We start from the raw sequence: 25,410 nt of genomic DNA, 5'->3' as shown, positions 1-25,410 counted from the left end.
TAATGGAGTTGTAGTTGCGCGCGCTGAAATTCAAGTCGACTTTTCTGCCCAGGTCCGCTTTGCCCAGATCCGCCGGCGCGATCTCGCTGCTGGTGGTTGCTTCGGCGCTTTCCGCCTGCAACTCGTCGAAGATGATCGGTGATCTCAATCCGAGCGAGACGCTGACGCAGGGCTACGTCATCGACCAGCAGGCGATTGACCTGGTGCCGGTCGGCTCGAGCCGCGAACAGGTACTTCTGGCGCTCGGCACGCCGTCGACGAAGGCGACTTTCGACAACGAAGCCTTCTACTACATCTCACAGACGCGCAAGCGTTACGTCGCCTTCGACAAGCCGAGGCTGGTCGACCAGAAGGTGCTGGCCGTCTATTTCGGCGAGGACGGGCGCGTTACCCAGATCGCCAATTACGGCTTGAAGGACGGCAAGGTGTTCGACTTCATCTCGCGGACCACGCCGACCGGCGGCAAGGACCAGAACTTCCTCAGCCAGATCATCAACGGCGCCAGCAAGCTGGCGCCCGGCCTCCCCGGTGGCGGCGGCAGCTCGCTCAGCGGCACCTGATCCATCAGAATCGGCTTCTCATCCCTTCCTTTTGCTTCCCTGAAAGCAGCAACATCTCAGGCGACCGAAAACCCGCGGGAGCGATCCTGCGGGTTTTTGTTTTGAGACAGCAAGCCACCGTCGCAGGCTGCGGGCCCAGACGACTTGAACGCGATCTCGGCCCGTCACGGACGTCACTGTCCTGACGCTGCACTTCCAAAAAAACGAAAAACCCGCGGGGATCGTCCCGCGGGCTCGGTTCTGGATTTCGGCCCTGGAACGGCCGAGCGGACTCAGCCGTGCGCGAGCACGGCCAGCAGCAGCAGGGCGACGATGTTGGTGATCTTGATCGCCGGGTTGACTGCCGGACCGGCGGTGTCCTTGTAGGGATCGCCGACAGTGTCGCCGGTCACCGAGGCTTTGTGCGCCTCGGAACCCTTGAGGTGCTTGACGCCGTCCTTGCCGGTGAAGCCGTCCTCGAACGATTTTTTCGCGTTGTCCCAAGCGCCGCCGCCGGAGGTCATCGAGATGGCGACGAACAGGCCGTTGACGATGACGCCGAGCAGCGAAGCGCCGAGCGCTGCAAAAGCGGATGCTTTCGAGCCCGAGAGCACCAGCACGCCGAAATAGACGACCAGCGGCGCCAGCACCGGCAGCAGCGACGGGATGATCATTTCCCGGATCGCCGCCTTGGTCAGAAGGTCGACCGCACGCGCATAGTTCGGCTTCGACGTGCCGGCCATGATGCCCGGATCCTCGCGGAACTGCTTGCGCACCTCCTCGACGATGGCGCCCGCCGCACGGCCGACAGCCGTCATGGCGATGCCGCCGAACAGATACGGAATCAGGCCGCCGAAGATCAGACCGGCGACGACGTAAGGGTTGGAGAGGTCGAAAGAGACTTCGCCCATGCCCTGGAAGTAAGGATATTTGTCGCTATTGGCGGCAAAGAACTTCAGGTCGTTGGAGTAGGCCGCAAACAGCACCAGCGCGCCGAGACCGGCGGAACCGATGGCGTAACCCTTGGTCACCGCCTTGGTTGTGTTGCCGACCGCGTCGAGCGCATCGGTGGATTGGCGCACTTCCTTGGGCAAGCCGGCCATTTCGGCGATGCCGCCGGCATTGTCGGTAACCGGGCCGAAGGCGTCGAGCGCAACGATCATACCGGCAAGCCCGAGCATCGTGGTGACTGCGATCGCCGTGCCGTAGAGGCCGGCGAGCTGGTAGGTCGATATGATGCCGCCGACGATGACGATCGCCGGAAGTGCCGTCGATTCCAGCGAGACCGCAAGACCCTGGATGACGTTGGTGCCGTGACCGGTGACCGAAGCCTGGGCGATGGAGTTCACCGGACGCTTGTCGGTGCCGGTGTAGTATTCGGTGATCACCACGATGAGGCCGGTCACCGCGAGACCGATCAGGCCGCAGATGAACAGGTTCGTGCCGGTGACGGCCATGCCGGCGACCGTTCCGATCTCGCCCCAGCCCAGCGTTGCCGAGGTGGCGATGCCGAGCCCGACGATCGACAGCAGGCCGGTGACGATCAGGCCCTTGTAGAGTGCGCCCATGATCGAGCCGTTGGAGCCAAGCTTGACGAAGAAAGTGCCGACGATGGACGTCAGGATGCAGGCGCCGCAGATGGCCAGCGGATAGAGCATTGTGGCGCTGAGAACGGCGGTGCCGCCGAAGAAGATGGCGGCGAGGACCATGGTGGCGACGACGGTCACCGCATAGGTCTCGAACAGGTCGGCGGCCATGCCGGCGCAGTCGCCGACATTGTCGCCGACATTGTCGGCGATGGTGGCCGGATTGCGTGGATCGTCTTCGGGAATGCCGGCTTCGACCTTGCCGACGAGATCGCCGCCGACGTCGGCGCCCTTGGTGAAGATGCCGCCGCCGAGACGGGCGAAGATCGAGATCAGCGAGGCGCCGAAGCCGAGCGAAACCAGCGAGTCGATGACGACACGGTCATTGGGCTGAAGGCCCATGAATTGGGTGAGGATCAGGTAGTAGATCGAGACGCCGAGCAAGGCCAGGCCGGCGACCAGCATGCCGGTGATGGCGCCCGACTTGAAGGCGATCTCGAGGCCGGCAGCGAGGCTGTTGGAAGCCGCCTGCGCGGTGCGCACATTGGCGCGCACCGAGACGTGCATGCCGATGAAGCCGGCTGCGCCCGACAGAACGGCGCCGATCAGGAACCCGATGGCGGCGGTGATCGAAAGCAGCCACCACGCGAGCAGCAGGACCACGACGCCGACGATGGCGATGGTGGTGTACTGGCGCGCCAGATAGGCTTGCGCGCCTTCGCGGATGGCCGCGGAAATTTCCTGCATGCGTGCGTTGCCCTGATCGGCCGCGAGGACCGATTTTGTCGCCCAGATGGCGTAAAGGACTGAAAGCAGACCGCAGGCGATGACAGCTGAAATTATGGTCATTGCCGGATTTTCCTCGATTGATGACCCAAAAGAACCCCTCCCTGGGCCGTTGAGACGGGGAGCGGATTCCGCGCGCGGAATCCGCTCCCTTCGCACCGGCTTATGCGAAACAGGGGTGCGAACGTCAAGATATTGTTCGGTTTTTGCCCGGCTTTCGCCCAAAGCCTCTCGGTAGAGCCGCTATCTTTCACTTCAGAACCCGGTCGGGTCATGGAAATCACTGTTTCCCACCGAGATGAGCAAGGCGATATCTGAGCTGATTTGTCGGCTACGCCGTCTCCTGCCCCATGCGGCGCGCGGTGTAGCGCTCGATCGCCGACAGCCCGTCATAGATCAGCACGGCAAGGGCGGCAACGATCAGGCCGCCCTGCAGGACGAAGGCGAGGTTGTTCGACAACAGACCGGCGATGATCACCTCGCCCAGCGTCCTGGCCGCCACGGTCGAGCCGATCGTCGCGGTGGCGAGGCTGATGACCACCGACAGCCGGATACCGCCGAGGATGATCGGCGCGCTGAGCGGCAGCTCGACCTTGACCAGCCTTTGCCAGCCGGTCATGCCGGCGCCGCGCGCCGCCTCGACCACATTGGCCGGCAGCGTCGTCAGCCCGGTCAGCGCGTTCTCGAAGATCGGCAGAAGGCCGTAGAGAAACAGCGCGATCAGTGTCGGCCTCTCGCCAAAGCCGACCGCCGGCACGGCCAGCGCCAGCACCGCCACCGGCGGAAAGGTCTGGCCGATATTGACCAGGCTGCGCGACAGCGGCAGGAATTCGACGCCGGCCGGTCGGGTGACCAGGATGGCGAGCGCCACGGCAACGATGGTCGCCGCCACCGTCGCGATCAGCACGGTCCTCAGATGCAGCAGCGTCAACGTCAAAAGGCTGCCCTGATTGTAGATTGCCGGCGCGTTGTTCTCGGTCAGCGGCTTCAGCAGCGGTTCGAACCAGCCGGGATTGGTCACGAACGCAACCAGCAACACCACCAGGACAAGCCTGAGCAGCGACGGAAGCCAGGCTTTTACACCGGCCTCTTTCACGCCGGCCTCGCCGCGCGTTTCACCAGCCCGTCCACCGTCACGCGGCCGAGCGGCTTGCCGTCGGCGCCTTTCACCGGCAGCGCCGGGCGTCCCGACCAGAGGAGTTCAGCCAGCGCATCGCGCTGGCTGGCGTCGTCGGGGATCGCCTCGCCTTCGGCGGTGCCCTTTTCCACCGCGTCGCGCACCCAGCCGAGCGACAGCAGCCTGAACGGTTTTTCGCTGGCGCCGACCAGTGTCTCGACGAAGGCGCTGGCCGGCTTCGCCAGGATCTCGGCGGGCTTGGCATATTGCACCAGCTTGCCGGCATCCATCACCGCGATCTTGTCGCCCATATGCACCGCCTCTTCCATGTCATGGGTGACGAGGATGATGGTGGTGCCGAAGCGCCTCTGGATCGCCAGAAGATCCTCCTGCGCCTTGTTGCGGATGATCGGATCGAGTGCGCCGAAGGGCTCGTCCATCAACAGCACGTTCGGCTCGGCGGCAAGCGCGCGGGCAACGCCGACGCGCTGCTGCTGGCCACCGGAAAGCTCGTGCGGATAGCGCGGCCCGAACGCCTCGGGGTCGAGCTGATAGAGCGTCATTAACTCTTCGACGCGGGCCTTGATGCGAGCCCTGTCCCAGCCGAGCAGCACCGGCACGGTGGCGATGTTCTGCGCCACTGTGCGGTGCGGAAACAGGCCGTGGCCCTGGATGGCGTAGCCGATGCTGCGGCGCAGTTCGTAGCCGGGCAGCGAGCGGTTGTCGGCGCCGTCGAGCTTGATCACGCCAGCGGTCGGCTCGACCAGCCGGTTGATCATGCGAAGCAGCGTCGTCTTGCCGGAGCCGGAGGTGCCGACAATGACGGCGATAGTGCGCGGCTCGATAACCATCGACACGTCGTCGACGACAGTCGTTGCGTCATAACGCTTGGTAATGCCTTCGATTTCGATCATGCCGGCTGTGCCTCGCGTCTCTTGGTGGAGGTCATTTCGATCACCGCGTCGAGGATGATGGCGGCAGCAAAGGCCATCGCCACCGTCGGCACGGCGCCGAGCAGCACCAGGTCCATCGCCGTCTGGCCGACGCCCTGGAACACGAACACGCCGAAGCCGCCGCCGCCGATCAGCGCGGCAATGGTGGCGAGGCCGATGTTCTGGACCAGCACGATGCGGATGCCAGTGAGGATGACCGGAAAAGCCAGCGGAAACTCGACGCCGAACAGGCGCTGGCGATCGGTCATGCCCATGCCGCGCGCGGCGTCGTTGGCGGCGCGCGGCACGCCGGCAAGCCCGACCACGGTGTTGGCCACCACAGGCAGCAGCGAATAGAGGAACAGCGCGAGGAAGGCGGGGGCGGTGCCGATGCCGCGAATGCCAAGCGCCGCCGCTCCCGGCACATGCGTGGCGACCCAGCCGAGCGGCGCGATCAGCAGGCCGAACAGCGCGATGGAAGGAATGGTCTGGATGATGTTGAGCACATTCAGCACGCCGGCGCGAAATTTGTCGACGCGGTGGCAGAGGATGCCGAGCGGCAGACCAACGACCACCGCCGCCGCCAGCGAGCCCAGCGCCAGCGTCACATGCTTGGAGCCCTCCGCCCAGAAACTGTCGGCGCGGTTGGCATATTCCTTGAGGATCGACAGGCTGTTCCAACTTCCCGAAGCCAAAAGCAGGCCGATTGCCAGCGCAGCTATGACGAGCACGCCGAGGCGTGCCCATGGCGACAGATTCAATCGCGTCAGCACATCGGCAAGCAAAAGCGTGAAGGCGAAGATGAGCAGCCAGAAACCCGAGGCGGGCGAAATGCGCGCGAACGTATTACCCTCAGGCGTCAGGAAGCTGCCGGCGACGCCGATCAGGATGGCAAGGGCTGCAAGCGCGATCACGCTAGCCGCAAGGCGCAGGACGAGCGGCGTTTTCGAGAGCGCGATGATTGCCGCGATGACGAGGATCGCCAGCAGCAATGGGCCGACCGCCGCCGGCAAGGAATCAAGGATCGAGCGCGCCTCGCCGGGCACGATGCGGTTGGCGCGGAAGGTGGCGAAGGGTGCTGCGAACGCCGCATAGGCAACGATCGCGGCAATGACCACGCCGAGCTTGTCGAACCGGACTGTCATGACTTGCATGTGCGATCGCGGCGACTTGAGGATCTGACGTCAGGACCGTCGCGCTCCGCCGCGCCCCCCTCTGGCCTGCCGGCCATCTCCCCCTCAAGGGGAGAGATTGGCAGCGTCAGCGCCGGTATACACCTTGCACAGCTGAAAGGTGGGGAAAGCCGTCGCGACATCTGATCTCCCCCCTTGAGGGGGAGATGGCCGGCAGGCCAGAGGGGGGCGCCGCGCACCGATGCCACGATTTCAGGAACGGCTTACTCCAAAAACCCGTTCTTCTTCAAAAAGTCTTCGGCGACGCCTTTGACCGGCTCGCCGCCGACCTGCACGCGGCCGTTCAGTTCCTGCAGGGTAACGAGATCGAGCTTGGCGAAGACCGGCCTCAGCAGCGTCTCGATTTCGGGATGTTCCTTCAGTACCGCCTCGCGGATGATCGGCGCCGGCTGATAGACCGGCTGCACGCCCTTGTCGTCTTCGAGCACGACCAGTCCGGACGGCGCGATGCCGCCATCGGTGCCGTAGACCATGGCGGCGTTGGCGCCGTTGGTCTGGTTCGCGGCAGCGGCGATGGTCGCCGCGGTATCGCCGCCGGACAGCGTGATCAGCTGGTCCGGCTTGAGCGTGAAGCCATAGGCGGTCTGGAAGGCCGGCAGCGCGGCAGCCGAATTGACGAACTCGGCCGAGGCCGCCAGCACCACCTGGCCACCGCCGGAGACATATTTGCCGAAGTCGGACAGCGTCGCCAGCTTGTTGGTCTCGGCGACATCCTTGCGCAGCGCAATCGCCCAGGTGTTGTTGGCCGGCGACGGCGACAGCCAGACGATCTTGTTGGCGTCATAGTCGAGCTTCTTGGCCGTTTCATAGCCCTTGGCGGCATCCTTCCACACGGGATCGTCGGCCTTTTCGAAGAAGAAGGCGGCGTTGCCGGTGTATTCGGGATAGATGTCGATCTCGCCGGCGGTGATGGCCTTGCGCACCACAGGAGTGCCGCCGAGCTGGATACGGTCGGTGGTCTGGATGTCGTTGGCGTTCAGCACGAGTTGGATGATGTTGCCGAGCACACCGCCCTCAGTGTCGATTTTCGACGACACGACCACCTGAGCGCTCGCCGAGGCTGCGGTGATGCCAAGCGCCACCGCCGCTCCGGCCAGAACCTTGACTGAAAACATTTCACAAATCCCTTGCTGAGAACCGGACTGCGGCTGCCGCATATGAGCATGCCTTCAATGCCCCGTCGGGGTACACGGTTTCATATGAAGGGGGACGGGCGCAATAATTTTGTTCGGATGCGGTGAATCCGCTGCTGTCTGATCCCGACAGCGTCATGTCACTACAGCGCCGCGCGTCCCCTTGGACGCGCAAAGGACGCTTTAGCACTTTTGATTTTGCGCATGATGCCCAGCGAAATCGGTTCCGATTTCGCCGAAGCGAACCTCCGGTTCGGGGTCATGCGCTGGTCGGCCGCGCGCTTGTCATCTTCAACACACCCAGTGCCACGAAGCACAGCACCGTCACCGGGAAGATGATCCAGTTCAGCATCTCCCAGCCCCAGGCGTTGTAGACGGCGCCCGACATCAGCGAGGCGAAAGCGACGGAGCCGAACAGGACGAAGTCGTGAAAACCCTGGACCTTGCCCTTTTCGGATGGCCGGTAGCTGTCGGCGACCATGGCGGTGGCGCCGATGAAGCCGAAATTCCAGCCGAGACCGAGCAGGATCAGCGCTGTCCAGAACTGCCACAGTGCCAAGCCCGACAGCGCTACCACGGCGCAGCCGATGAGCAACACAAGTCCGGTTGCGACGATCCGTTCGGCGCCGAAGCGATAGATCAGCGAGCCGGTGAAGAAGCTCGGCGCGAACATCGCCATGACATGCCAGGAAATGCCGAGCGTGGCGTCGTCCGTCGAAAGGCCGCAGCCGACCATGGCGAGCGGCGCGCCGGTCATGACGAAGCTCATCAGCGCATAACTGCCGACGGCACAAAACAGCGCCGCCACAAAGCGCGGCCTGGTCACGATCTCGGAGAGCGGCCGTGCGTCGCTGTCGGTGATATCCGCTTTGCCGGCTGCCTTGGCCGGGATGCGCAGGAGCGACAGGATGGCAGCGCCGACCGCCGCCAGCACCAGGATGGACGCAAACGAGCCGGCAAACATCACCGGCGCAAACAATTCGCGGGTGAAGATAACGATCTGCGGGCCAAGGATGGCGGTGACGATGCCGCCGGCCAGCACGAAGGAGATGGCGCGCGCCTTGAATTGAAATGGCGCGTTGTCGGCGGCGGCGAAGCGGAATTGCTGGACGAAGGCACCCCCGATGCCGATCACCAGCAGGCCGAAGGCGAAGAGCCAAAAGCTGGCTTGAAACAGCGCCAGCGTGGCGATCAGACCACCGAGCGCAGTGACGATCGTGCCGGTCATGAAGCCGTCGCGCTGGCCGAGCCGGCGGATGATGGCGGCGGCCGGCAAGGCGCCGAGCGCCACGCCGACGTTGAAGCCGGTGATCGGTGCGGTCGCCAGCGACTTGTCGGAGCCGAGCAGATAATGTCCGGCCAACCCGCCGACGGAAATGGCGATGGGTGCGGCCGAACCGATAATCGCCTGCGAAGCGGCAAGGATGAGCGCCGTGCGGCGCGCTTCCCTGCCAGCCTCGGCGATAGCGACGGCCGTCATGAAGCGTCCTTGCCACGCCCTTCGCCGCGCACCCGGCGCGACACGCGATCGAGCACCGCGTTGACCAGCTTCGGCTCATCTTCTTCGTAAAACGCCTTGGCGATGTCGACATATTCCGAAACGATCACAGCCACCGGCACGTCCTCTCGCTTGATCAGTTCGTAGACGCCGGCGCGCAATATGGCGCGCAGCGTCGAATCGAGCCTGGACAGCGGCCAGTCCTCGGTCAGCGCCTGGCGGATGATCGGATCGATGGTTTTCTGGTTCTCGACGACGCCGGCGAGGACGGCGCGAAACCATTGTGCGTCCGCCTCGCGATAGAGCGCGCCGTCGACTTCCTTGCCGAGCCTGAACGCCTCATATTCGGCGGTGATTTCGAAGACGCCGCTGCCGGCCACATCCATCTGATAGAGCGCCTGCACGGCGGCCAGACGGGCAGCACCGCGCTTGTTGGCGTGGCGTGCTGCGGCCTGGCCGGGTGACGCGGGCCCGCTCACGATCGCTCTCCCAATTGTTGCTTGAGGGCAATCATAGTCAGCGCCGCACGCGCGGCAAAGCCGCCCTTGTCGCCTTCCGAGCGTTTGGCCCGCGTCCAGGCCTGTTCGTCATTTTCGGTGGTCAGGATGCCGTTGCCGATGCAGACCGCTTCCTGCACGGACAAGTCCATCAGGGCGCGGCTCGATTCATTGGCGACGATGTCGAAATGATAGGTGTCACCGCGCACGATGGTACCAAGGGCGACAAAACCGTCATAGCTCGGCCCGCCTTCGGCCGCGCCGTCAAGCGCGAAGGAAATCACCGCGGGAATCTCGAGCGAGCCCGGGACGGTGACGACGTCGTATGTCGCGCCCGCTTCCTCGAGCGCGCTTGTCGCGCCTTCGAGCAGCGCATCGGCAAGATCGTCATGGAAGCGTGCCTCGATGATAAGAAGGTGGGCCTTCTTCTTCGGGCGAATGAACGCTTTGCCGTGTTGGGATGTGCCAGCCATAGATGTCTCCGGGATCGCCGGTGACTTAGGCCGAAGCAACCGCGTTCGCAAGCTTTGTCAGAGAGTCGGACTGCGTCAAATTTCCGAGGGCGGCTCAAAGCCCCTCTTTCGCCGCCTCCACCAAGCGTGCCGCGTAGCGGGCCATGGTGTCGATCTCGAGATTCACCCGGTCGCCGACCTGGCGTTCGCCCCAGGTGGTCACGGTCAGCGAGTGATGGATCAGCAACACGTCGAAGCGCGTGCCTTCGACCTTGTTGACGGTGAGCGAGGTGCCGTCGAGCGCGACGGAGCCCTTGGGCGCGATGAATTTGGCCAAGTCACGCGGGGCGTCCAGCGTGAAGCGCACGGCGTCGCCTTCCTCCTTGCGCGCCACGATCTCGGCCATGCCGTCGACATGGCCAGACACGATGTGACCACCGAGTTCGTCGCCGATCTTCAGCGCCCGCTCCAGATTGACCCTCGTGCCGGATTTCCAGCTCATGGCCGTCGTCAGCCTGAGCGCTTCTTCCCAGGCCTCGACCTCGAACCAGCACGCATTGGCGCCGCTTTCCGGCAGCGCCGTCACCGTCAGGCAGACGCCGCCGCAGGAAATCGAAGCACCAATGGTGATCGTCTGCGGGTCATAGGCGGTGTCGATGCGCAGGCCGACGCCCTCTCTCAGCGGCTTCACGGCAGCGACGGTGCCGACATCGGTGACAATCCCGGTAAACATCAGATGTCCCTTATCCACTCCGCGTAGCTGTCTTCGCCGAAACGCATGTCGCGCAATTTGCGAAATCCTGCCGGGATATGGTCGGCGTCGATGGGCGATGCAATACCGCCCTTGCCGATCGGCTCCTGCCCCTGGAACAGCACGATGCGGTCGACCAGCCCTTCGGCGAGGAAGGCCTTGGCCACCTTGGCGCCGCCCTCGACCAGCACGCTCGCCATGCCGAGCGCGGCCAGATCCTCGAGCAGTTCCGGCAGCGCGATATCGCCTTCATACGTCTCGGTGCCGATGAAGCGCACGCCGGCGCGTTCGAGCGCGGCCCGCCGGTATGGGTCGGCTTCGGCGCAGGCGGCGACATAGAGCGGAACCCGGTTGACGCCGGCGACCAGCTTCGACGTTTCCGGCAGCCTGATCTGCCGGTCGAGCACGATGCGCGCCGGCGAACGGTTCTCCAGACCCGGCAACCGCACCGTCAGCGCCGGATCGTCCTCCAGTGCCGTGCCGATGCCGATCAATATGCCGTCGGCTTCGGCCCGCATCAGATAGACTTCGCGCCGGGCGATGTCGCCGGTGATCGAGACTTGCCCCTCGCCTTCCATGCCGATCTTGCCGTCGCTGGAAAGCGCAAGTTTCAGGATCACTTCCGGACGTTTTTTCAGAGATCGAATGAGATAGCCGGCCATCTGCTCGGCGGCTTCTGCCGCGAGCACCCTTTCGACAACCTCGACACCGGCGGCACGCAGGATCGCATAGCCCTTGCCGGACACGCGTGGGTCGGGGTCGCTCACAGCCCCGACCACCCGCGTGACGCCGGCATTGAGCAGTGCACTGGCGCAAGGCGGCGTGCGGCCATGGTGGGCGCAGGGCTCCAGTGTGACATAGGCGGTGGCGCCGCGTGCGAGCTCGCCGGCCTCGGCCAGCGCCTCGGTCTCGGCATGCGGCCGGCCGCCGACCGCGGTGACACCGGTGCCGACGATCATCGGCCCGGTGCCGTCGTCACGCACGATCAGCGTGCCGACGGAAGGGTTGGTCGCGGTCCGCCCGGCATTTTTGCGCGACAGCCTGAGTGCTGCCGCCATGAAGCGGCGATCAAGAACCTCTTGTTCGGCTTGGCTGGGCTTTGCCATGCTCAGCCAGCGTCCTCGTCCTTGAGCTCGTCGCCCTTCAGTTCACCCAGCACGTCGTGAAAATCCTTGGCCTCGCGGAAATTGCGGTAGACCGAGGCAAAGCGCACATAGGCGACGTCGTCGAGCGATTTCAGCGCCTCCATCACTAGGCGGCCGACCTCGCCGGAGGCGACTTCCGTCTCGCCCGAACTTTCGAGCTGGCGCACGATGCCGGTCACCGCGCGGTCGATGCGCTCGGGATCGACATTGCGCTTGCGCACCGCGATCTCGACCGAGCGCAGCAGCTTGTCGCGGTCGAACGGCACCTTGCGTCCGGACTTCTTCACCACCACGAGGTCGCGCAACTGCACACGCTCGAAGGTGGTGAAGCGGCCGCCGCAATCGGGGCAGACGCGCCGCCTGCGGATCGCCGCGCCGTCTTCGGCGGGGCGCGAATCCTTCACCTGCGTATCTTCGGACTGGCAGTAGGGACAGCGCATGGAGAGCCTTTGTAGGATTCGAAACGACCAAGGACTTAGTAGCTTTCGGAGTGGAATCAAAGACCAGAAACAAGCGCTGGCTCAGGACCTAGTCGAACCGATGCCAGCCGCCGTGAGAATTGTCGCGAGAAAAGACCGCCGATGCTACAAAACCATCGGCGCCAGGAGCGGCTGAAGGAGAGGGCTTGTGAATTTTTTAGGCAAAAGGCTGCAGGGAAAACTCGTTACGTCCATCTCAAAGGAGAACGACGTGTGCATAGTGGCCTTTGATGACGGCACGGCTATGACGGTCAATACGGCTGTCAGTCCTTGGTTTGTCGCTGAAGCGGAACCGCCACGCGTGACCGACTTTGTTAGACGGGATCATGGTTACAGAATTATTCTGGCTGGCCAATCTATATCGATATTTCGGCAGATGAGAACCTTATCGTCTCTCCAGAAATATTTCATCTACGTTGACGCCGATGGCCAGTGGATTGTTGAAACGTTAGAGTCTTTTTAAGCAATGCGACGCCGTAGCCATCTGGCGGCGGAGAACGCAAGCATTCGTTCAGTTCGGCAGGATCGGCTTCCGGTGCAGTCTTACGGCGCGACGTCGCCGGTCGGGAATCCACAGGATACGCCAAGACTGCGATAGGCCTTGGTGAAGCCGTCCATCGATACCGTCGCGACCGGCATGTCGGCGAAGGTGACGTCGAGTTCGCTGGCGCGGCGCATGGCACGCAGCAGCGCCAGGCTGATCTCGGTCTTGTTGTTCATCATCCATCGTCCGCCGGCAAGGGCATTGACGGTCGCCTTGACGTTGCCGTTGCTGTCGCCGAACACCGCAGGAATGTTCTCGCCAGTCGGCAAGTCCTTGTTCCTCATGGCGATGACAAGGGTTGGATAGCCATCGGGCGGCAGTGCATCACCATTCGAGATGGCGAGCGTGAGGGTGCCGCTGGCACCGCTCGCGTCGAGAAAGGCGGTCGAGGCGACACAGGTCTTGCGCAGATCCTCACCGGTATCGATCTCGTCCACAGTGGTGGACCACTTGCCGAAGGTTTCGGTCTTCGGTGCGGCTGGGGTGGGCGCAGACTGTGCCAAAGCAGACAGCGGCAAGGTGGTCAGTGTCGCCAACACGCCAAGCGCGGCAAAGCCAGCGACACGGAAAATCTGCATCATCGTCAAGGCTCCTGTCCGGACTCCGTCCCCACTGAAACAGTGCTCTTCGTCCGGCTGATAAGGGACGACACTTTGCGTGAGCTCAACCGAGATAGGGATAGAGCGGAAAACGATTCGTCAGCGCGGCCACCTTCGCCTTCACCGCTGCCTCGACGGCTGCATTGCCCTCGTCGGAATTCGCGGCCTTGAGCCCGTCCAGCACCTCGGCGATCAGCTTGCCGATCTCGCGGAACTCGGCCTGGCCGAAACCGCGCGTGGTGCCGGCCGGCGTGCCGAGCCGCACGCCCGAGGTGACGAACGGCTTTTCGGGATCGAAAGGGATGCCGTTCTTGTTGCAGGTGATGTTGGCGCGGCCAAGCGCTGCCTCGGCGCGTTTGCCGGTGGCGTTCTTCGGGCGCAGGTCGACCAGCATCAGATGGTTGTCGGTGCCGCCGGAGACGATGTCGAGACCGGTTTCCTGCAGGCTGGAGGCAAGCGCCTTGGCATTGGCGGCAACGCTCTCGGCGTAGAGTTTGAAGCTTGGCTTCAGCGCTTCGCCGAAGGCCACCGCCTTGGCGGCGATGACATGCATCAGCGGGCCACCCTGCAGGCCCGGAAACACGGCCGAATTCATCTTCTTGGCGATATCCTCGTCGTTGCACAGGATCATGCCGCCACGCGGGCCGCGCAGCGACTTGTGCGTGGTGGTGGTCACCACATGGGCATAGGGCAGCGGCGACGGATGCACGCCACCGGCGACCAGGCCGGCAATATGGGCCATGTCGACCATCAGATAGGCGCCGATCGAGTCGGCGATCTCGCGAAAGCGCTTCCAGTCCCAGACGCGCGAATAGGCGGTGCCGCCGGCCAGGATCAGCTTCGGCTTGGTCTCGTGGGCGGTCTTCTCGATCGCATCCATGTCGAGCAGATGATCGTCCCTGCGCACGCCGTAGGAAACGACCTTGAACCATTTGCCGCTCATATTGACCGGCGAGCCATGGGTCAGATGCCCGCCCGAGTTCAGGTCGAGACCCATGAAGATATCACCGGGCTGCAGCAGCGCCAGGAACACCGCCTGGTTCATCTGGCTGCCGGAATTCGGTTGGACGTTGGCGAAGTTACAGCCGAACAGCTTTTTCGCACGCTCGATGGCTAGTTCCTCGGCCACGTCGACGAACTGGCAGCCGCCATAGTAGCGCTTGCCCGGATAGCCCTCGGCGTATTTGTTGGTCATGATCGACCCCTGCGCTTCCAGCACGGCGCGGGAGACAATGTTTTCCGATGCGATCAGCTCGATCTCGTGGCGCTGGCGGCCGAGTTCGTTGCGGATCGCGCCGAAAATCTCCGGGTCGGCATCGGCAAGCGTGGTTTCGAAGAAGGATTCGAATTTGTTCGACACTGCCGCTGCTGTTGCCATCCTTGAGATCCTTGTTGTCCGGGGGGTCTGCCGCGCCATTAACACAGTTGATTTCGCCCCGCCACGTTTGCGGCGCGAAATTTGCTGGTCGGATTGCGGCAGCCAGGCCAAAGAGCCACCTATTTTCTTGCCCGCCGGCCGTTCAGCAACGCCTCGGTGAGCGTGATCTCGGTCAGCAGCGCCTGCTTCGTATGGTCGTTGATCTCACGGCTGCGAAACATGGCGAGCACCGCGCCTTGGCCGCGTGGCGACTTGCATGGCTCTGTACCGAACGGCGCTTTCCGGACCCGGCGCGAAGCGCGCCCTCCAGCCGGACACAAAAAGGCCGCCCTCACCGGCGGCCTTTCAGCAAAAAGATCAGTCGCTTAGAGCGCAGAGGTGATTTGCAGCTCGTTGGCTCCGTCGAGCCCGTAGATGTCGTCGCGGAACTGCGCGACGCCAGGCCCCGTCGACCAGGCCGAGATGTAAAGGAAATAGACCGGCACCGGATTGGTGACCTGCACCGGGATGTTCTCGCCACTCTTGATCGCCGACTCGAAATACTGGCGGTTCCAGCCCGGCGTGTCGCGCAGGATCCAGGTGACGAGGTCGCGCACGTTCTGGACGCGCACGCAACCCGAGGAATCGAAGCGCATCATCTTGCCGAACAGGCTCTGCTGCGGCGTGTCGTGCATGTAGACGCCGTCCGGGCTCGGGAAATTGATCTTGACCGAGGCCATCGCGTTGCCGGCGCCCGGATCCTGACGGAAGCGGTATTTCTCCGCGTCGTCGGTCGACCAGTCGACGGTCAGCGGATCGACCTCGCTGCCATCCGGTGCGAACAGGCGGATCTTGCTGTCCTTGAGGTAATTGGGGTCCTTCCGCATCAGCGGAATGATATCCTTGCGCACGATCGATACCGGCGCGTTCCAGTAGGGATTGACGATGATCTCATTGATCTTGGAATCGACGATCGGCGTCTGGCGGTCGATCTTGCCGACAACGGCGGTGTGGCGCAGCACGACGCGGTCGTTCTCGACCGCCTCGATCTGGGCGCCCGGGATGTCGACCAACACATAACGGTTGCCCAGCGTGCCGGCGCGTTCGTTCAGCCGCTGCAGATTCGTCTGCAGCTGGCCAAGCCGGACCTGCGCCGAAACATTCATCGCCGCATAGGTATATTGGCCCAGGGTCCCGTCGGAAGGCAGGCCATGGCGCGCCTGGAAGCGCTTGACCGCCGCATCGACATAGGAATCGAAGGCCTCTGACAGGCCGGCGCTCTGCGCCAGGTCGCCCGAAATCATCAAGCGCCTGCGCAATGGCACCACGTCGGGGTCGACAACACCGAGCTGCAATTTCTTGGTATCCGGGACCGGCTCCCAGCCGCCCTGCGCGACAATGTTCTGATACTGCGCTATCGCCTGCTCGGTGTACGCAACGGTCTGCAGGCTGACGATCGGCAGCGTCGAGGCCACCTTGCCGCCCTGGCTGGCGCGGGCGTCGAACTGGTCGTTCCAGTTGCCGCGGCCTGAGGATTTCAGGATATCCGCGATCACGTCCTGCGCGCTGGCACCACCGGCAAGCATCGTCGCGGCCAACGCGGAGGCTCCGGAAAGGAAGAAACGGCGACTGGTTCTCATGTACGCTCCAGACATTCCTGTAACAATTTCACCGGGCGATGCCGCCCGCACTCTAGGGTTGGCATTGTTAACAATTCGCCAACCATGACCCCTATCACTTCCGCGAGAGCGCGCCGGGGGCGACGCGCGTTCAGGGAGACGCCGGCTTTCGCCGCAACATCACCCGCATCCTCGCTTTCACCGGGAATATGGCGGCAACGTGGCCCTGACCGTGATTTGGATCGGCCGGTATCACGAAACGGAAAGACCGATGCTTTTCGGCACCGGTCGGCGTTTGTCGGCTTTGGGATTCCATTACTTCGAAGGATAAGGGGAAAGCGATTCAACCGCAAAGCGCAAACTATTGCGATGATGTAGACTTGGGCCGCTGAGGATTCGGGGGACGTCATGACAGAGCAAACAGCAGAAGAACTGGCGAAGCTTTCCGCCTTGGGACGCATCAAAGCCAGCTATCGAAGCTTTCTATCAACGCTGCTCATCGCATGTGGTGCCGGTATACTGTTGGGCATCGTCAGCAGCTTGCTGGGTTTTCACGCATCCCGCGATGTTCAGGTGATGGTTCCTGATTTCGTGGCAATGAGTCAGGCTATACAGATCGCCGACCAGAACACCCGGACCCTCGAAGCAATCTTCCATCAGTATCCTGACTCGAAGGCCGGCGAGCCGCTGGCGGAGATGAGGGCGGCGCTCGACGCTGGGTTAAAGGCATTGGCGAACGTGCCGGGTGGGAAGCTGGACGACGTGAGCATTCCAAGTCTTGTGACGGCCGCCCACGCCGACACCTTGTCTAACATCACGGACCCCACGATCTACCGGCCCGCCATCATGATATTTATGATCGTAGCTCTTACCCTGTTCCTGCTGCTGTTTATGGGGCTTTATTTGTATACCAAAGACGCGGACAAGCTGAGGTTCGCCGGCAGCATGATCCAGACGATTATCGGGTTTTACGTCGGAGTCGTTACCGGCGTTTTGGGCATTCCGCCAGTCAAGTAAACTTCTCTGAGGGGGCGGGTGATGTGCATTACATCATGGCTTTATCGGACAGCAATCGACGCGGTCATGAAACGACCGGCTCCAGATCGAATTCCGCTGTCGCCACCACGGTCGCTAACGAACAACTTTTTTGTTGTCCATTTGGTCGAGCGGGTCTTCGTCAAGGAGCATCTAGTCAGGGGTCTAGTGCCCGAAGGCGTGAAGGTCCTGTATTTCAACGGAAATGGCGAACCCGGATATGAAGCGATCATCCCGAATCGAATGCTTGGTACATTCGAGTTCAAGCTCGACCATTATCTGTGGGGCTATACGATCGTCTATCGTGCCCCGCTTTTGTATCTCCTGCAGCGACTTTTCGGTCACGCCTATTGGCTCGTTTTTTGGGAAAAGCGGAAACAGAGCTTTTTCAACGCCGAGACGCTGGTTCGTCACGACCGAATAGAAGTACTACGGTACTTCATCACCAAGACCGAAGCCGAGCATGACTTTCGAATAGGGCCGATCGGCCTCATGGAAGATTTGCACACCCATCGGAGCTTCAGCCATCCTCAGCACGACCGGCTGCTCCAGTATTACCAGATGCTGCTCGAATCGCTGGCCGATGCCGGGTACCTAGGCGCATGCCAACATCATTCCTTTGGTCTGCTGCCCAAAGGAATGAGTGGGCTATCAGAATACGAGTTGGAAGAGCGGCGCCACACAGACAACAAGAAGCAGCAAAGCCGGATTGGTTGGTTGACAGTCGCACTGGTGATGATTGGCGTCGTTCAGGCCGGGATAACCTATTTCACGATCCCGCCAGACGCCCGGCCGTTCCAATTTACGGTCGGTTCTACCTCCACAGGCAGATAACGGAGATCGAAAGAATCCGCGGCCAGGCTTGTGGACCCTCTTGATGGACGCCAGCCCGGCCACGATTTTGTTTTTCGGCCAATGCCCAGAAATTCGTGGAACCGCCGCGAGCCATCCGTTTGACGATGTGTGATTGATCCGACAGAAACCCGACCCGTAGCAGAATCGAAGTCGCTCCAAGGTCCCGAAACAGAACCGAATCGAAAACCGAACAGAACCTGAATTCAACTGAACTCAATCAAATCGAGATTCAAAGCTGAACAAATCATAGGCCAGGACCAGGTGATGTACACACCCCTCGGTCAGAGTTCGCGAAGCCGCTTCAACCTTGAACCTGGGGTTTGATCGGTGCTGACAGACCCGGACGTACAACCTCCAATGGTTACTATCCGGTTCTCGGCGAAGCCCATATCTCGGTACTCACGGTGACTACCGTGCTCTACATCGTAATGATGTGCTGCGGTGGTACTTCGGTTCTTGATCGCCGCCCTTGGGCGGTAGGCTAACTTGGAGCGGGGCGTCCTAACCAGGCGGTCCCGCTTTTAATATCAGGATAGAGTCGCGCCGCGGCCCAGCTTCAACTCTCCAACAACCACCCGATCGCGGCGGCGACAGCCGCGATGAATGTTCACGCCAGGCGCACGCGTTCCGATGTGGATAAATGTAAAGGACCCGGCGCTGCCGAGGTCCTTGAAATCGAGTGGGGGACGGAATCGAACCGCCCTGCGGCCTTCCGGCTACACGACTGGGCTTATTCCACCATCTTGTCGATGGCGCAGTTGCTCACTACCCAGGCCCCACAGAACGCCTCCGTGAGCAAATCGAGGTTGAAAAACCAGTCAATGCAGAGCCAGAGAGCGAACAACCACGCCCCAACAACATCTCCGATAGTGAAACCCAGGGTGACACGCGCCGAACCCTGAATTCATCACCCGTCACATGGAGTGGACGGCCTTACCCTGCAAGCGCCCGCCGCGAGCGGCCCTCGCCAAGCCGCCGTTGGTTGATGGGTTGGGGCGGCGTTGGAGAGGATACCCGGGCGCAGAGAGACGTCGAGTGACTTCTCTCCCGGCTCCGACACTTTAAAGGGGTAATTCGAGCTGGGCTGGCGGAACGCCGCCGAACCGACTGCCCGTATTCACTTCGCTGACCCTGCCTTGATTGACGCCGAGCAAGGTCGCGATGTCCTGCTGACTGTACCCAAGGCCGAGCAGAGCCTTGGCCTTGGCTGCCATTTCGTCAGACATTCGTGGCGACGAACGCCGGGGGACAAGGGGTACTGGTGGAAAAGGTTTCATGTATGTTCTCCAAAGGTGCGGAGATCGCACTTGCTCCAGAGAAGGCTTATCGGTTATATCCGACGCGTCGGGGACGGATATTTCCGCTTCCTTTCTCCTGTGGCCTGCGTGCGACTCCAATCAAATTGCAGGTCATTCGATTCTGAGGCTGGCTGGGTGTGCTAGACCCATTGCTGGCCTCAGGACGCTGCGAATCAGCGCACCCCTGAAAATACGGTATGTGGCAAGTCGGGACGACTCGATTCTATTGTCGTACCCGATTTTCACAGGTTATCCCCACCCCAAACAAAACCGGCGACGGAGATGCACTCCGCCGCCGGATTGGAATTCGGCTGCAACGCAGTTGCAACCTAGCTGGATGCGGCCAGGTGCACTTTGCGCCTCTTTGTGCGCTTGCGTTGCACCCTTTAGGCTGCCGTACACCAGTTAAATCAATTACATCCGATAAGCGATGGTATCGTTCCAGAACCGATCCAGCCGCTGCAGGGCGCGGTTCATCTGCTTGAATTCTTCCGTGTTGATGCCGCCGACCTGCTCGATCGAGCCGACATGGCGCTCGTAGAGGCCGCCGACGACTTCCGCCACCTCACTGCCCTTCGGCGTCAGCGAGACCCGCACCGAACGACGGTCGATGCGCGAGCGCTGGTGGTTGATGAAGCCGAGATCGACCAGCTTCTTCAGATTGTAGGAGACGTTCGAGCCGAGATAATAGCCGCGCGAGCGCAGTTCGCCGGCGGTCAGCTCCGAATTGCCGATGTTGAAGAGCAGCAGCGCCTGGATGGCGTTGATGTCGGAACGGCCGTTGCGGTCGAATTCGTCCTTGATCACGTCAAGCAAACGGCGGTGCAGCCGCTCCACCAGCTGCAGCGATTCCATGTACAGCGAACGGATTGCCTCGCGGCGGTCATCGGATACGTTGGCGGTCTTCGCCGCCGGACGGGAATTGATCATTGTCTTTGCCTCTCGTTTGTCGCCTGGTGATTTTTTTGTTTTTCACCTTGATCGCGACACTATCGAATACTCATAAAATTCGACTTAAACGCTAGGGCTAACAAGAGCTTACCGGTAAGAGGTTTCGAAAGAGGCTTAACGAAGGGTCACCCGAACAAGGATGATTAACCTAAAGATTTAGCCAATGTTTCCGGGCGAAATTTGCGCGTCCAATGGGACGCGCGGCGCTATTCTTGTTGAGTATCGGTCCAATGCTCTATTGCCGGCTCTGGCGCTTCTGCATCCAGATCACCACGCGAAAGACGATGTAGAGCAGCGCCACCGCCGCATGCGAGGCGAGGATCAGCGGCCGGTGGCCGAAGAGCTGGGGAAAGCCGGCATACATGACGATCTCGGTCGCCGCGCAGATGAACCAGATCACCGGCCCCCAGGAGGCCAGCATCCACAGACCGGCGGCGGCGAAGGGGAAGAAGACGGCGAGCGTCACCGCCGCCACCTGCCAATGCACCGGCATCAGGTCGAAGCGCCAAAACGAGCCGGGATAGAAGCCGATCAGCCGGATCCAGTACAAAATCCCGAACAACAGGCAGTAGCCCGATATGACGCGCTGGAACCAGGCGAAGATGACCTCGACCGTCGAGGGCTGGAGCACGACGCGTCTCGACGTGACGTCGCTCACAGCTCGAGTTCCCGTTCGCCGAGCGGAGCAAAATAGGCATCGACCTCGGCAGCACTGACGTCGTCGATGCCTGCCGGCCGCCATTGCGGCGTCGAGCCCTTGTCGATGATGGCAGCGCGGATGCCTTCGTAGAAATCGTGGCCGGCAAGCATACGGTTGAGGATGCGGAATTCCATCCGCATGCACTCGTCCATCGATAGTGTCAGCCCGTGGTTGATCTCGCGCCAGGCGACATGCAGACTGGTCGGCGAGCGGGTGCGGATCGTCGCCAGCGTCTTTGCCGCGAACGCATCGGCGGGTGCGGCGCGCTCCAGGCTGCCGATGACGTCACCCAGCGACGCTTGCGCGAAATGCCGGGCGATCGCTTCCAGCGTCTGACTGTCAGTCTCGCGGCGGGCCGGGACGGAAAAGCCGCGCAGCGCCGATTCCGGGTCGCCGGTCGCGACCAGCCGGTCGAGAAAACCGGCCTGGTCCTGCGCCTTGATCGTATGCGTCGCCAGGCCCGACCACAAAGCGTCGCCATAGCGGATGCGGTTTCCGGTCAGGGCCAGATACATGCCGAAACTGCCGCCAAGGTTCGGCAGGAGATGACTGGCGCCGACATCCGGGAAAAAGCCGATGCCGACTTCCGGCATGGCGAATTGGGCGTTTTCGGTCAGCACCCGATGCGAACCGTGGAACGAGATGCCGACGCCGCCGCCCATGACGATGCCGTCGATCAGGGCGACATAGGGTTTTTTGAACCGCGCGATGCGGGCGTTCAGCCGGTATTCGTCGGCGAAGAAATCGACCGGCGGCTTTCCCGCCTGGCCGGCCTCGTAGATGTGGAGGATGTCGCCGCCGGCCGAAAACGCCCTGCCCTCGGCCTTGACGCCGACGACGTCGACGCCGTCGTCCCGCTCCCAGGCGCGCAGCGCCTTGTCGAGCGCCTTGACCATGCGGTGGGTGACGGCATTGAGCGCTTGCGGCCGCGTCAGCGTGACGATGCGGGCCCTGTCCAATCGTTCGAAGCGGATCTCGTCGCTGCCGCCAAAATCCATCGCCTGACATTCCCTCCCCTGCGCCGCCGGGACTGAAGTGCTAAAGCGTGGCGCATGGGTGCGTCAATGCCAAGGTCAATCCTGTCCTGCAACGGTCAGCCGGATTTGGTATACCGATATCCAGGTAATGCCAGCCTGGCACAATCGTGGCGCATTGGTCAGCGGCGGAAGCTCGTGGTAAAAGCTGCCGATCCGGAGTTTTGGCGATGAACAAATTCACCCCAGCAAAGCCTGCCGGCGCGCGCAGCGTCGACGAGATCACCGGCAGCCGCCGTTTGCGCCGCATGCGCAAGGCCGACTGGTCGCGCCGCCTCGTCCAGGAGAACCGGCTCTCCGTCGACGACCTGATCTGGCCGATCTTCGTCGTCGATGGGAAGAATATTCGCGAACCGATCGCCGCCATGCCCGGCGTCTTCCGCCTGTCGCTCGACCTTGCCGTCAAGGAGGCCGAGCGCGCGGCAAAGCTCGGCATTCCGGCGATCGCCACCTTCCCGAATGTCGCGCTCGGCCTGCGCGACCAGACCGGCTCGCATATCCTCGATCCGGAAAACATCATCAACCGCGCCACGCGCGCCATCAACCACGCGGTGCCAGAGATCGGCATCATCACCGACGCAGCGCTCGATCCCTTCACCTCGCACGGCCACGACGGGATCTTGCGCGACGGCATCATCGTCAACGACCAGACCGTGGAGCAGGTCACTGCGGCTGCCGTCATCCAGGCGGCGGCCGGCGCCGATATCATTGCCCCTTCCGACATGATGGACGGCCGCATCGGCGCCATCCGCGACGCGCTCGACGCCAATGGTTTTCAGGATGTGGCGATCATGTCCTACGCGACGAAATTCGCCTCCGCTTTCTACGGGCCCTATCGCGAGGCGGTCGGCACCGCCGGCCTGCTCAAGGGCGACAAGAAGACCTACTATCTCGACCACGCCAATTCCGACGAGGCCGTGCGCGAGGCCGAGCAGGACCTCGCCGAGGGCGCCGACATGCTGATGGTCAAGCCCGGCCTGCCCTATCTCGACATCATCCGCAGGCTGAAGGACGAATTCCGGATGCCGACCTTCGCCTATCAGGTGTCGGGCGAATATTCGATGATCAAGGCGGCTGCCGCCAATGGCTGGATCGACGGCGACAAGGCGATGTTGGAATCGCTGCTAGCCTTCAAGCGCGCCGGCTGCGACGGCATCCTCACCTATTTTGCGCCCGAAGTGGCGGCGATGCTGGAGGGGTAGCATCCCCTTCAGCCGAACATTGGTTCGCGGCGCGAACAATAGCCGGCGATCCGCTTCGACATACAGGACAATTTCAGTTTCCGGCCGGTGAAACGCAGCGAGAGTCGCCTGGCTCTTCGCTTTCGCCTTGCCGTGTTCCAAACACCGCTTGCAAATCGCAATCAGTTAAGCTACCAATAACTGATTGCATAACGCAACTGGTTATCGAGGAGGCTCTCATGTCCAAACTTCGCGTCAACGCTTTCACCCTGTCGATCGACGGCTTCGGCGCCGGTCCTGACCAGGATCTCAGCAATCCTCTCGGTGTCGGCGGAGAAGATCTGCACAAATGGATGGTCGGCACCCGCACATTTCGTCAGATGGTTGGCAAGGAGGGCGGCACCATTGATACCGACGAGGCGTTCACCGTGCGCAGCTTCGAAAATGTCGGCGCCTGGATCCTGGGCCGCAACATGTTCGGCCCGATCCGCGGCGAATGGCCTGACGAGAACTGGAAAGGCTGGTGGGGCGACAATCCACCATACCACGTACCGGTCTTTGTGCTGACCCACCATCCACGCGACCCTATTGTGATGGAAGGCGGCACGACTTTCTATTTCGTAACCGACGGCATCCACTCGGCGCTGGAACAGGCGAAGGCGGCGGCCGGCGGCAAGGATGTTCGGGTCGGCGGCGGCGTCGCCACCATCCGGCAATATCTGCAGGAGAAGCTGATTGACGAGATGCACCTGGCGGTGTCGCCGCTGCTGCTCGGCAAGGGTGAGAACCTTTTTGCCGGCCTCGACATGCTCAAGCTCGGCTATCAGTGCACCGAACAGGTGGCGACGCCGCTTGCCACGCACGTCATCATCAAGCGGGCTTAGCTAGCGGCACTTCTGCAACGTTGGTGATTGGCGAAAGCCCATTTCTCCCCGTCACTATACGGGGAGAAATGCGCGGCAGTGCAAAGAGGGGCGGCGCGATCGATCGAAGATTGCGTCAGAATGAGCTTGGCCCACGCAGTAACTTGGCCGGGTTCAACTGCCGAGGTCGGCGCCGCCCCTCATCCGCCTGCCGGCACCTTCTCCCGGTATACTGACGGGGAGAAGGGAACCCTGCCTCAATACTTCTCCGGTACATACAGCTCGCGCGGCAGCACCTGGCGCTCGTATTCGGGATTGAAGACGCGGTCGGGCAGCGTGATCTCTTCGTGCGGCACTTCTTCATAAGGCATCTGCTTGAGGAGATGATCGATGCAGTTCAGCCGCGCCCGCTTCTTGTCGTTGCCTTCGACGATGAACCAGGGGGCTTCGGGAATGTTGGTGCGGGCGAACGTCTCTTCCTTGGCCTTGGTGTACTGCTCCCAGCGCACGCGCGACTGCAAGTCCATCGGCGACAGCTTCCACTGCTTCATCGGATCATGGATGCGCATCTGGAAACGCATCTGCTGCTCCTCGTCGGTGATGGAGAACCAGTATTTGACCAGCGTGATGCCGGAGCGGACGAGCATGCGCTCGAACTCCGGCACGTCGCGAAAAAACTCCTCGACCTGATCCGGTTCGGCAAATCCCATCACCTTTTCGACGCCGGAGCGGTTGTACCAGGAGCGGTCGAACAGCACGATCTCGCCGCCTGCCGGCAGATGCGGGACGTAGCGCTGGAAATACCATTGCGACTTTTCGCGTTCGGTCGGCGCCGGCAAGGCTACGACGCGGCAGATGCGCGGATTGAGCCGCTGGGTGATGCGCTTGATGACGCCGCCCTTGCCGGCCGAATCGCGGCCCTCGAAAACCACGACCAGCTTCTTCTTGTGATATGCCACCCAGGACTGCAGCTTGATCAATTCGGATTGCAGCGTGATCAGGTCGCGAAAATATTGCTGGCGATCCATCGAGGGCGGATGCGCTTTCTTGTAGATCTTGGCGATCTCCAGCGACAGCGCCGGTTCCGACATTTCCAGCTCGTAATCTTCGTCAAGCGTGTCGGCGAGCTCCGCCTCCAGCCAGTCCTTGGCAGGAGAATTCTGTTTTGCTTCGGTCATTTATGCTGCTCCGCGTGCGAGCCCCTGTCGGCGTCCGGCCTGCCGGCCAAGACCGAACACCTTGAGCCGACTTGCATACAGGCCGGCA

General features: G+C 62.2%; 25 protein-coding genes. 6 read left to right on the top strand and 19 right to left on the bottom strand.

What is annotated here, in order from left to right:
- Positions 1–14 precede the first annotated feature (14 nt).
- Positions 15–560, top strand: a complete 546-nt coding sequence (locus tag EN807_RS26440) for an outer membrane protein assembly factor BamE (protein ID WP_135937304.1) — start codon at positions 15–17, stop codon at positions 558–560.
- A 272-nt stretch (positions 561–832) separates the two neighbouring features.
- On the opposite strand, the gene EN807_RS26435 is transcribed toward EN807_RS26440, so the two are convergent.
- From EN807_RS26435 to nrdR, 11 genes are all read right to left on the bottom strand, one after another.
- Entirely contained in the window at positions 833–2,974 is a 2,142-nt protein-coding gene (locus tag EN807_RS26435; protein WP_135937303.1) for a sodium-translocating pyrophosphatase, read from the bottom strand.
- A gap of 268 nt (positions 2,975–3,242) precedes the next feature.
- On the bottom strand, positions 3,243–4,007 hold the full coding sequence (locus EN807_RS26430) for an ABC transporter permease (protein ID WP_127319910.1): 765 nt from the start codon (positions 4,005–4,007) through the stop codon (positions 3,243–3,245).
- Positions 4,004–4,942, bottom strand: a complete 939-nt coding sequence (locus tag EN807_RS26425; protein ID WP_135937302.1) for an ABC transporter ATP-binding protein — start codon at positions 4,940–4,942, stop codon at positions 4,004–4,006. The genes EN807_RS26430 and EN807_RS26425 overlap by 4 nt, the downstream gene beginning before the upstream one ends.
- Positions 4,939–6,105 carry an ABC transporter permease gene (locus tag EN807_RS26420; RefSeq protein WP_135937390.1) on the bottom strand — a complete coding sequence of 389 codons (1,167 nt, stop codon included), beginning with the start codon at positions 6,103–6,105 and terminating at the stop codon, positions 4,939–4,941. Before EN807_RS26420 ends, EN807_RS26425 begins: the two co-directional genes overlap by 4 nt.
- Positions 6,106–6,356: 251 nt before the next feature.
- Positions 6,357–7,268, bottom strand: coding sequence for an ABC transporter substrate-binding protein (locus EN807_RS26410; RefSeq protein ID WP_135937301.1), 912 nt, complete (start codon positions 7,266–7,268; stop codon positions 6,357–6,359).
- A 277-nt stretch (positions 7,269–7,545) separates the two neighbouring features.
- Positions 7,546–8,766 carry an MFS transporter gene (locus tag EN807_RS26405; RefSeq protein WP_135937300.1) on the bottom strand — a complete coding sequence of 407 codons (1,221 nt, stop codon included), beginning with the start codon at positions 8,764–8,766 and terminating at the stop codon, positions 7,546–7,548.
- Positions 8,763–9,263 (bottom strand): transcription antitermination factor NusB, encoded by a 501-nt coding sequence (nusB, locus tag EN807_RS26400; protein ID WP_135937299.1) that lies wholly within the window; start codon positions 9,261–9,263, stop codon positions 8,763–8,765. The genes EN807_RS26405 and nusB overlap by 4 nt, the downstream gene beginning before the upstream one ends.
- On the bottom strand, positions 9,260–9,754 hold the full coding sequence (gene ribH / locus EN807_RS26395; RefSeq protein ID WP_127319900.1) for a 6,7-dimethyl-8-ribityllumazine synthase: 495 nt from the start codon (positions 9,752–9,754) through the stop codon (positions 9,260–9,262). Before ribH ends, nusB begins: the two co-directional genes overlap by 4 nt.
- Before the next feature lie 94 nt (positions 9,755–9,848).
- Complete coding sequence (locus EN807_RS26390; RefSeq protein ID WP_135937298.1) at positions 9,849–10,466, bottom strand: riboflavin synthase; 618 nt, start codon at positions 10,464–10,466, stop codon at positions 9,849–9,851.
- On the bottom strand, positions 10,466–11,590 hold the full coding sequence (gene ribD / locus EN807_RS26385; protein WP_135937297.1) for a bifunctional diaminohydroxyphosphoribosylaminopyrimidine deaminase/5-amino-6-(5-phosphoribosylamino)uracil reductase RibD: 1,125 nt from the start codon (positions 11,588–11,590) through the stop codon (positions 10,466–10,468). The genes EN807_RS26390 and ribD overlap by 1 nt, the downstream gene beginning before the upstream one ends.
- A gap of 2 nt (positions 11,591–11,592) precedes the next feature.
- The gene (gene nrdR / locus EN807_RS26380) at positions 11,593–12,069 is read right to left on the bottom strand and encodes a transcriptional regulator NrdR (RefSeq protein ID WP_127314444.1); all 477 of its coding nucleotides are present in this window, start codon (positions 12,067–12,069) and stop codon (positions 11,593–11,595) included.
- Positions 12,070–12,256: 187 nt separating this feature from the next.
- Here nrdR and EN807_RS26375 point away from each other — a divergent pair, with 187 nt between their 5' ends.
- A complete protein-coding gene (locus tag EN807_RS26375) occupies positions 12,257–12,571 on the top strand; it encodes a hypothetical protein (protein WP_135937296.1) in 315 nt (104 codons plus the stop codon).
- A gap of 80 nt (positions 12,572–12,651) precedes the next feature.
- On the opposite strand, the gene EN807_RS26370 is transcribed toward EN807_RS26375, so the two are convergent.
- The 3 genes from EN807_RS26370 to EN807_RS26355 all read right to left on the bottom strand — a co-directional run bounded on the left by EN807_RS26370 (position 12,652) and on the right by EN807_RS26355 (position 16,248).
- Entirely contained in the window at positions 12,652–13,233 is a 582-nt protein-coding gene (locus EN807_RS26370; protein WP_135937295.1) for a hypothetical protein, read from the bottom strand.
- Positions 13,234–13,315: 82 nt separating this feature from the next.
- On the bottom strand, positions 13,316–14,629 hold the full coding sequence (gene glyA, locus EN807_RS26365) for a serine hydroxymethyltransferase (RefSeq protein ID WP_135937294.1): 1,314 nt from the start codon (positions 14,627–14,629) through the stop codon (positions 13,316–13,318).
- Positions 14,630–14,994: 365 nt separating this feature from the next.
- Positions 14,995–16,248, bottom strand: coding sequence for a L,D-transpeptidase family protein (locus EN807_RS26355; RefSeq protein WP_135937292.1), 1,254 nt, complete (start codon positions 16,246–16,248; stop codon positions 14,995–14,997).
- A 387-nt stretch (positions 16,249–16,635) separates the two neighbouring features.
- Here EN807_RS26355 and EN807_RS26350 point away from each other — a divergent pair, with 387 nt between their 5' ends.
- Both EN807_RS26350 and EN807_RS26345 read left to right on the top strand, forming a co-directional pair.
- Positions 16,636–17,244, top strand: coding sequence for a hypothetical protein (locus tag EN807_RS26350; RefSeq protein WP_135937291.1), 609 nt, complete (start codon positions 16,636–16,638; stop codon positions 17,242–17,244).
- A 21-nt stretch (positions 17,245–17,265) separates the two neighbouring features.
- Complete coding sequence (locus tag EN807_RS26345; RefSeq protein ID WP_135937290.1) at positions 17,266–18,096, top strand: hypothetical protein; 831 nt, start codon at positions 17,266–17,268, stop codon at positions 18,094–18,096.
- A 1,082-nt stretch (positions 18,097–19,178) separates the two neighbouring features.
- On the opposite strand, the gene EN807_RS35740 is transcribed toward EN807_RS26345, so the two are convergent.
- The 4 genes from EN807_RS35740 to EN807_RS26330 form a co-directional block, all read right to left on the bottom strand.
- On the bottom strand, positions 19,179–19,343 hold the full coding sequence (locus EN807_RS35740; RefSeq protein WP_210240000.1) for a hypothetical protein: 165 nt from the start codon (positions 19,341–19,343) through the stop codon (positions 19,179–19,181).
- A gap of 486 nt (positions 19,344–19,829) precedes the next feature.
- Complete coding sequence (locus tag EN807_RS26340; protein ID WP_095485756.1) at positions 19,830–20,345, bottom strand: winged helix DNA-binding protein; 516 nt, start codon at positions 20,343–20,345, stop codon at positions 19,830–19,832.
- A gap of 256 nt (positions 20,346–20,601) precedes the next feature.
- The gene (locus EN807_RS26335) at positions 20,602–21,024 is read right to left on the bottom strand and encodes a DUF6163 family protein (protein ID WP_135937289.1); all 423 of its coding nucleotides are present in this window, start codon (positions 21,022–21,024) and stop codon (positions 20,602–20,604) included.
- Positions 21,021–22,064 (bottom strand): enoyl-CoA hydratase/isomerase family protein, encoded by a 1,044-nt coding sequence (locus EN807_RS26330; RefSeq protein WP_135937288.1) that lies wholly within the window; start codon positions 22,062–22,064, stop codon positions 21,021–21,023. The genes EN807_RS26335 and EN807_RS26330 overlap by 4 nt, the downstream gene beginning before the upstream one ends.
- A gap of 206 nt (positions 22,065–22,270) precedes the next feature.
- On the opposite strand from EN807_RS26330, the gene hemB reads away from it, so the two are divergent.
- Positions 22,271–23,302 (top strand): porphobilinogen synthase, encoded by a 1,032-nt coding sequence (hemB, locus tag EN807_RS26325; protein ID WP_135937287.1) that lies wholly within the window; start codon positions 22,271–22,273, stop codon positions 23,300–23,302.
- 218 nt (positions 23,303–23,520) lie between these two features.
- Complete coding sequence (locus EN807_RS26320; protein WP_135937286.1) at positions 23,521–24,165, top strand: dihydrofolate reductase family protein; 645 nt, start codon at positions 23,521–23,523, stop codon at positions 24,163–24,165.
- A gap of 236 nt (positions 24,166–24,401) precedes the next feature.
- On the opposite strand, the gene ppk2 is transcribed toward EN807_RS26320, so the two are convergent.
- A complete protein-coding gene (gene ppk2, locus EN807_RS26315) occupies positions 24,402–25,322 on the bottom strand; it encodes a polyphosphate kinase 2 (protein ID WP_135937285.1) in 921 nt (306 codons plus the stop codon).
- Positions 25,323–25,410: the final 88 nt, after the last annotated feature.

Origin of the sequence: Mesorhizobium sp. M5C.F.Ca.ET.164.01.1.1, assembly GCF_004792125.1 — a bacterium.
Classification (GTDB): Bacteria; Pseudomonadota; Alphaproteobacteria; order Rhizobiales; family Rhizobiaceae; genus Mesorhizobium; species Mesorhizobium wenxiniae.
Note: the sequence above shows the minus strand (reverse complement) of the source record. Positions and strands in the feature narration are given on the sequence as shown.

What these genes read in the sequence shown, in the direction of transcription:
- EN807_RS26435 (WP_135937303.1), bottom strand. Translation starts at nt 2,974, where the DNA reads ATGACCATAATTTCAGCTGTCATCGCCTGCGGTCTGCTTTCAGTCCTT.
- EN807_RS26425 (WP_135937302.1), bottom strand. Translation starts at nt 4,942, where the DNA reads ATGATCGAAATCGAAGGCATTACCAAGCGTTATGACGCAACGACTGTC.
- EN807_RS26420 (WP_135937390.1), bottom strand. Translation starts at nt 6,105, where the DNA reads ATGACAGTCCGGTTCGACAAGCTCGGCGTGGTCATTGCCGCGATCGTT.
- EN807_RS26410 (WP_135937301.1), bottom strand. Translation starts at nt 7,268, where the DNA reads ATGTTTTCAGTCAAGGTTCTGGCCGGAGCGGCGGTGGCGCTTGGCATC.
- EN807_RS26405 (WP_135937300.1), bottom strand. Translation starts at nt 8,766, where the DNA reads ATGACGGCCGTCGCTATCGCCGAGGCTGGCAGGGAAGCGCGCCGCACG.
- ribH (WP_127319900.1), bottom strand. Translation starts at nt 9,754, where the DNA reads ATGGCTGGCACATCCCAACACGGCAAAGCGTTCATTCGCCCGAAGAAG.
- EN807_RS26390 (WP_135937298.1), bottom strand. Translation starts at nt 10,466, where the DNA reads ATGTTTACCGGGATTGTCACCGATGTCGGCACCGTCGCTGCCGTGAAG.
- ribD (WP_135937297.1), bottom strand. Translation starts at nt 11,590, where the DNA reads ATGGCAAAGCCCAGCCAAGCCGAACAAGAGGTTCTTGATCGCCGCTTC.
- nrdR (WP_127314444.1), bottom strand. Translation starts at nt 12,069, where the DNA reads ATGCGCTGTCCCTACTGCCAGTCCGAAGATACGCAGGTGAAGGATTCG.
- EN807_RS26370 (WP_135937295.1), bottom strand. Translation starts at nt 13,233, where the DNA reads ATGATGCAGATTTTCCGTGTCGCTGGCTTTGCCGCGCTTGGCGTGTTG.
- glyA (WP_135937294.1), bottom strand. Translation starts at nt 14,629, where the DNA reads ATGGCAACAGCAGCGGCAGTGTCGAACAAATTCGAATCCTTCTTCGAA.
- EN807_RS26355 (WP_135937292.1), bottom strand. Translation starts at nt 16,248, where the DNA reads ATGAGAACCAGTCGCCGTTTCTTCCTTTCCGGAGCCTCCGCGTTGGCC.
- EN807_RS26350 (WP_135937291.1), top strand. Translation starts at nt 16,636, where the DNA reads ATGACAGAGCAAACAGCAGAAGAACTGGCGAAGCTTTCCGCCTTGGGA.
- EN807_RS26345 (WP_135937290.1), top strand. Translation starts at nt 17,266, where the DNA reads ATGTGCATTACATCATGGCTTTATCGGACAGCAATCGACGCGGTCATG.
- EN807_RS35740 (WP_210240000.1), bottom strand. Translation starts at nt 19,343, where the DNA reads ATGTCTGACGAAATGGCAGCCAAGGCCAAGGCTCTGCTCGGCCTTGGG.
- EN807_RS26340 (WP_095485756.1), bottom strand. Translation starts at nt 20,345, where the DNA reads ATGATCAATTCCCGTCCGGCGGCGAAGACCGCCAACGTATCCGATGAC.
- EN807_RS26330 (WP_135937288.1), bottom strand. Translation starts at nt 22,064, where the DNA reads ATGGATTTTGGCGGCAGCGACGAGATCCGCTTCGAACGATTGGACAGG.
- hemB (WP_135937287.1), top strand. Translation starts at nt 22,271, where the DNA reads ATGAACAAATTCACCCCAGCAAAGCCTGCCGGCGCGCGCAGCGTCGAC.
- EN807_RS26320 (WP_135937286.1), top strand. Translation starts at nt 23,521, where the DNA reads ATGTCCAAACTTCGCGTCAACGCTTTCACCCTGTCGATCGACGGCTTC.
- ppk2 (WP_135937285.1), bottom strand. Translation starts at nt 25,322, where the DNA reads ATGACCGAAGCAAAACAGAATTCTCCTGCCAAGGACTGGCTGGAGGCG.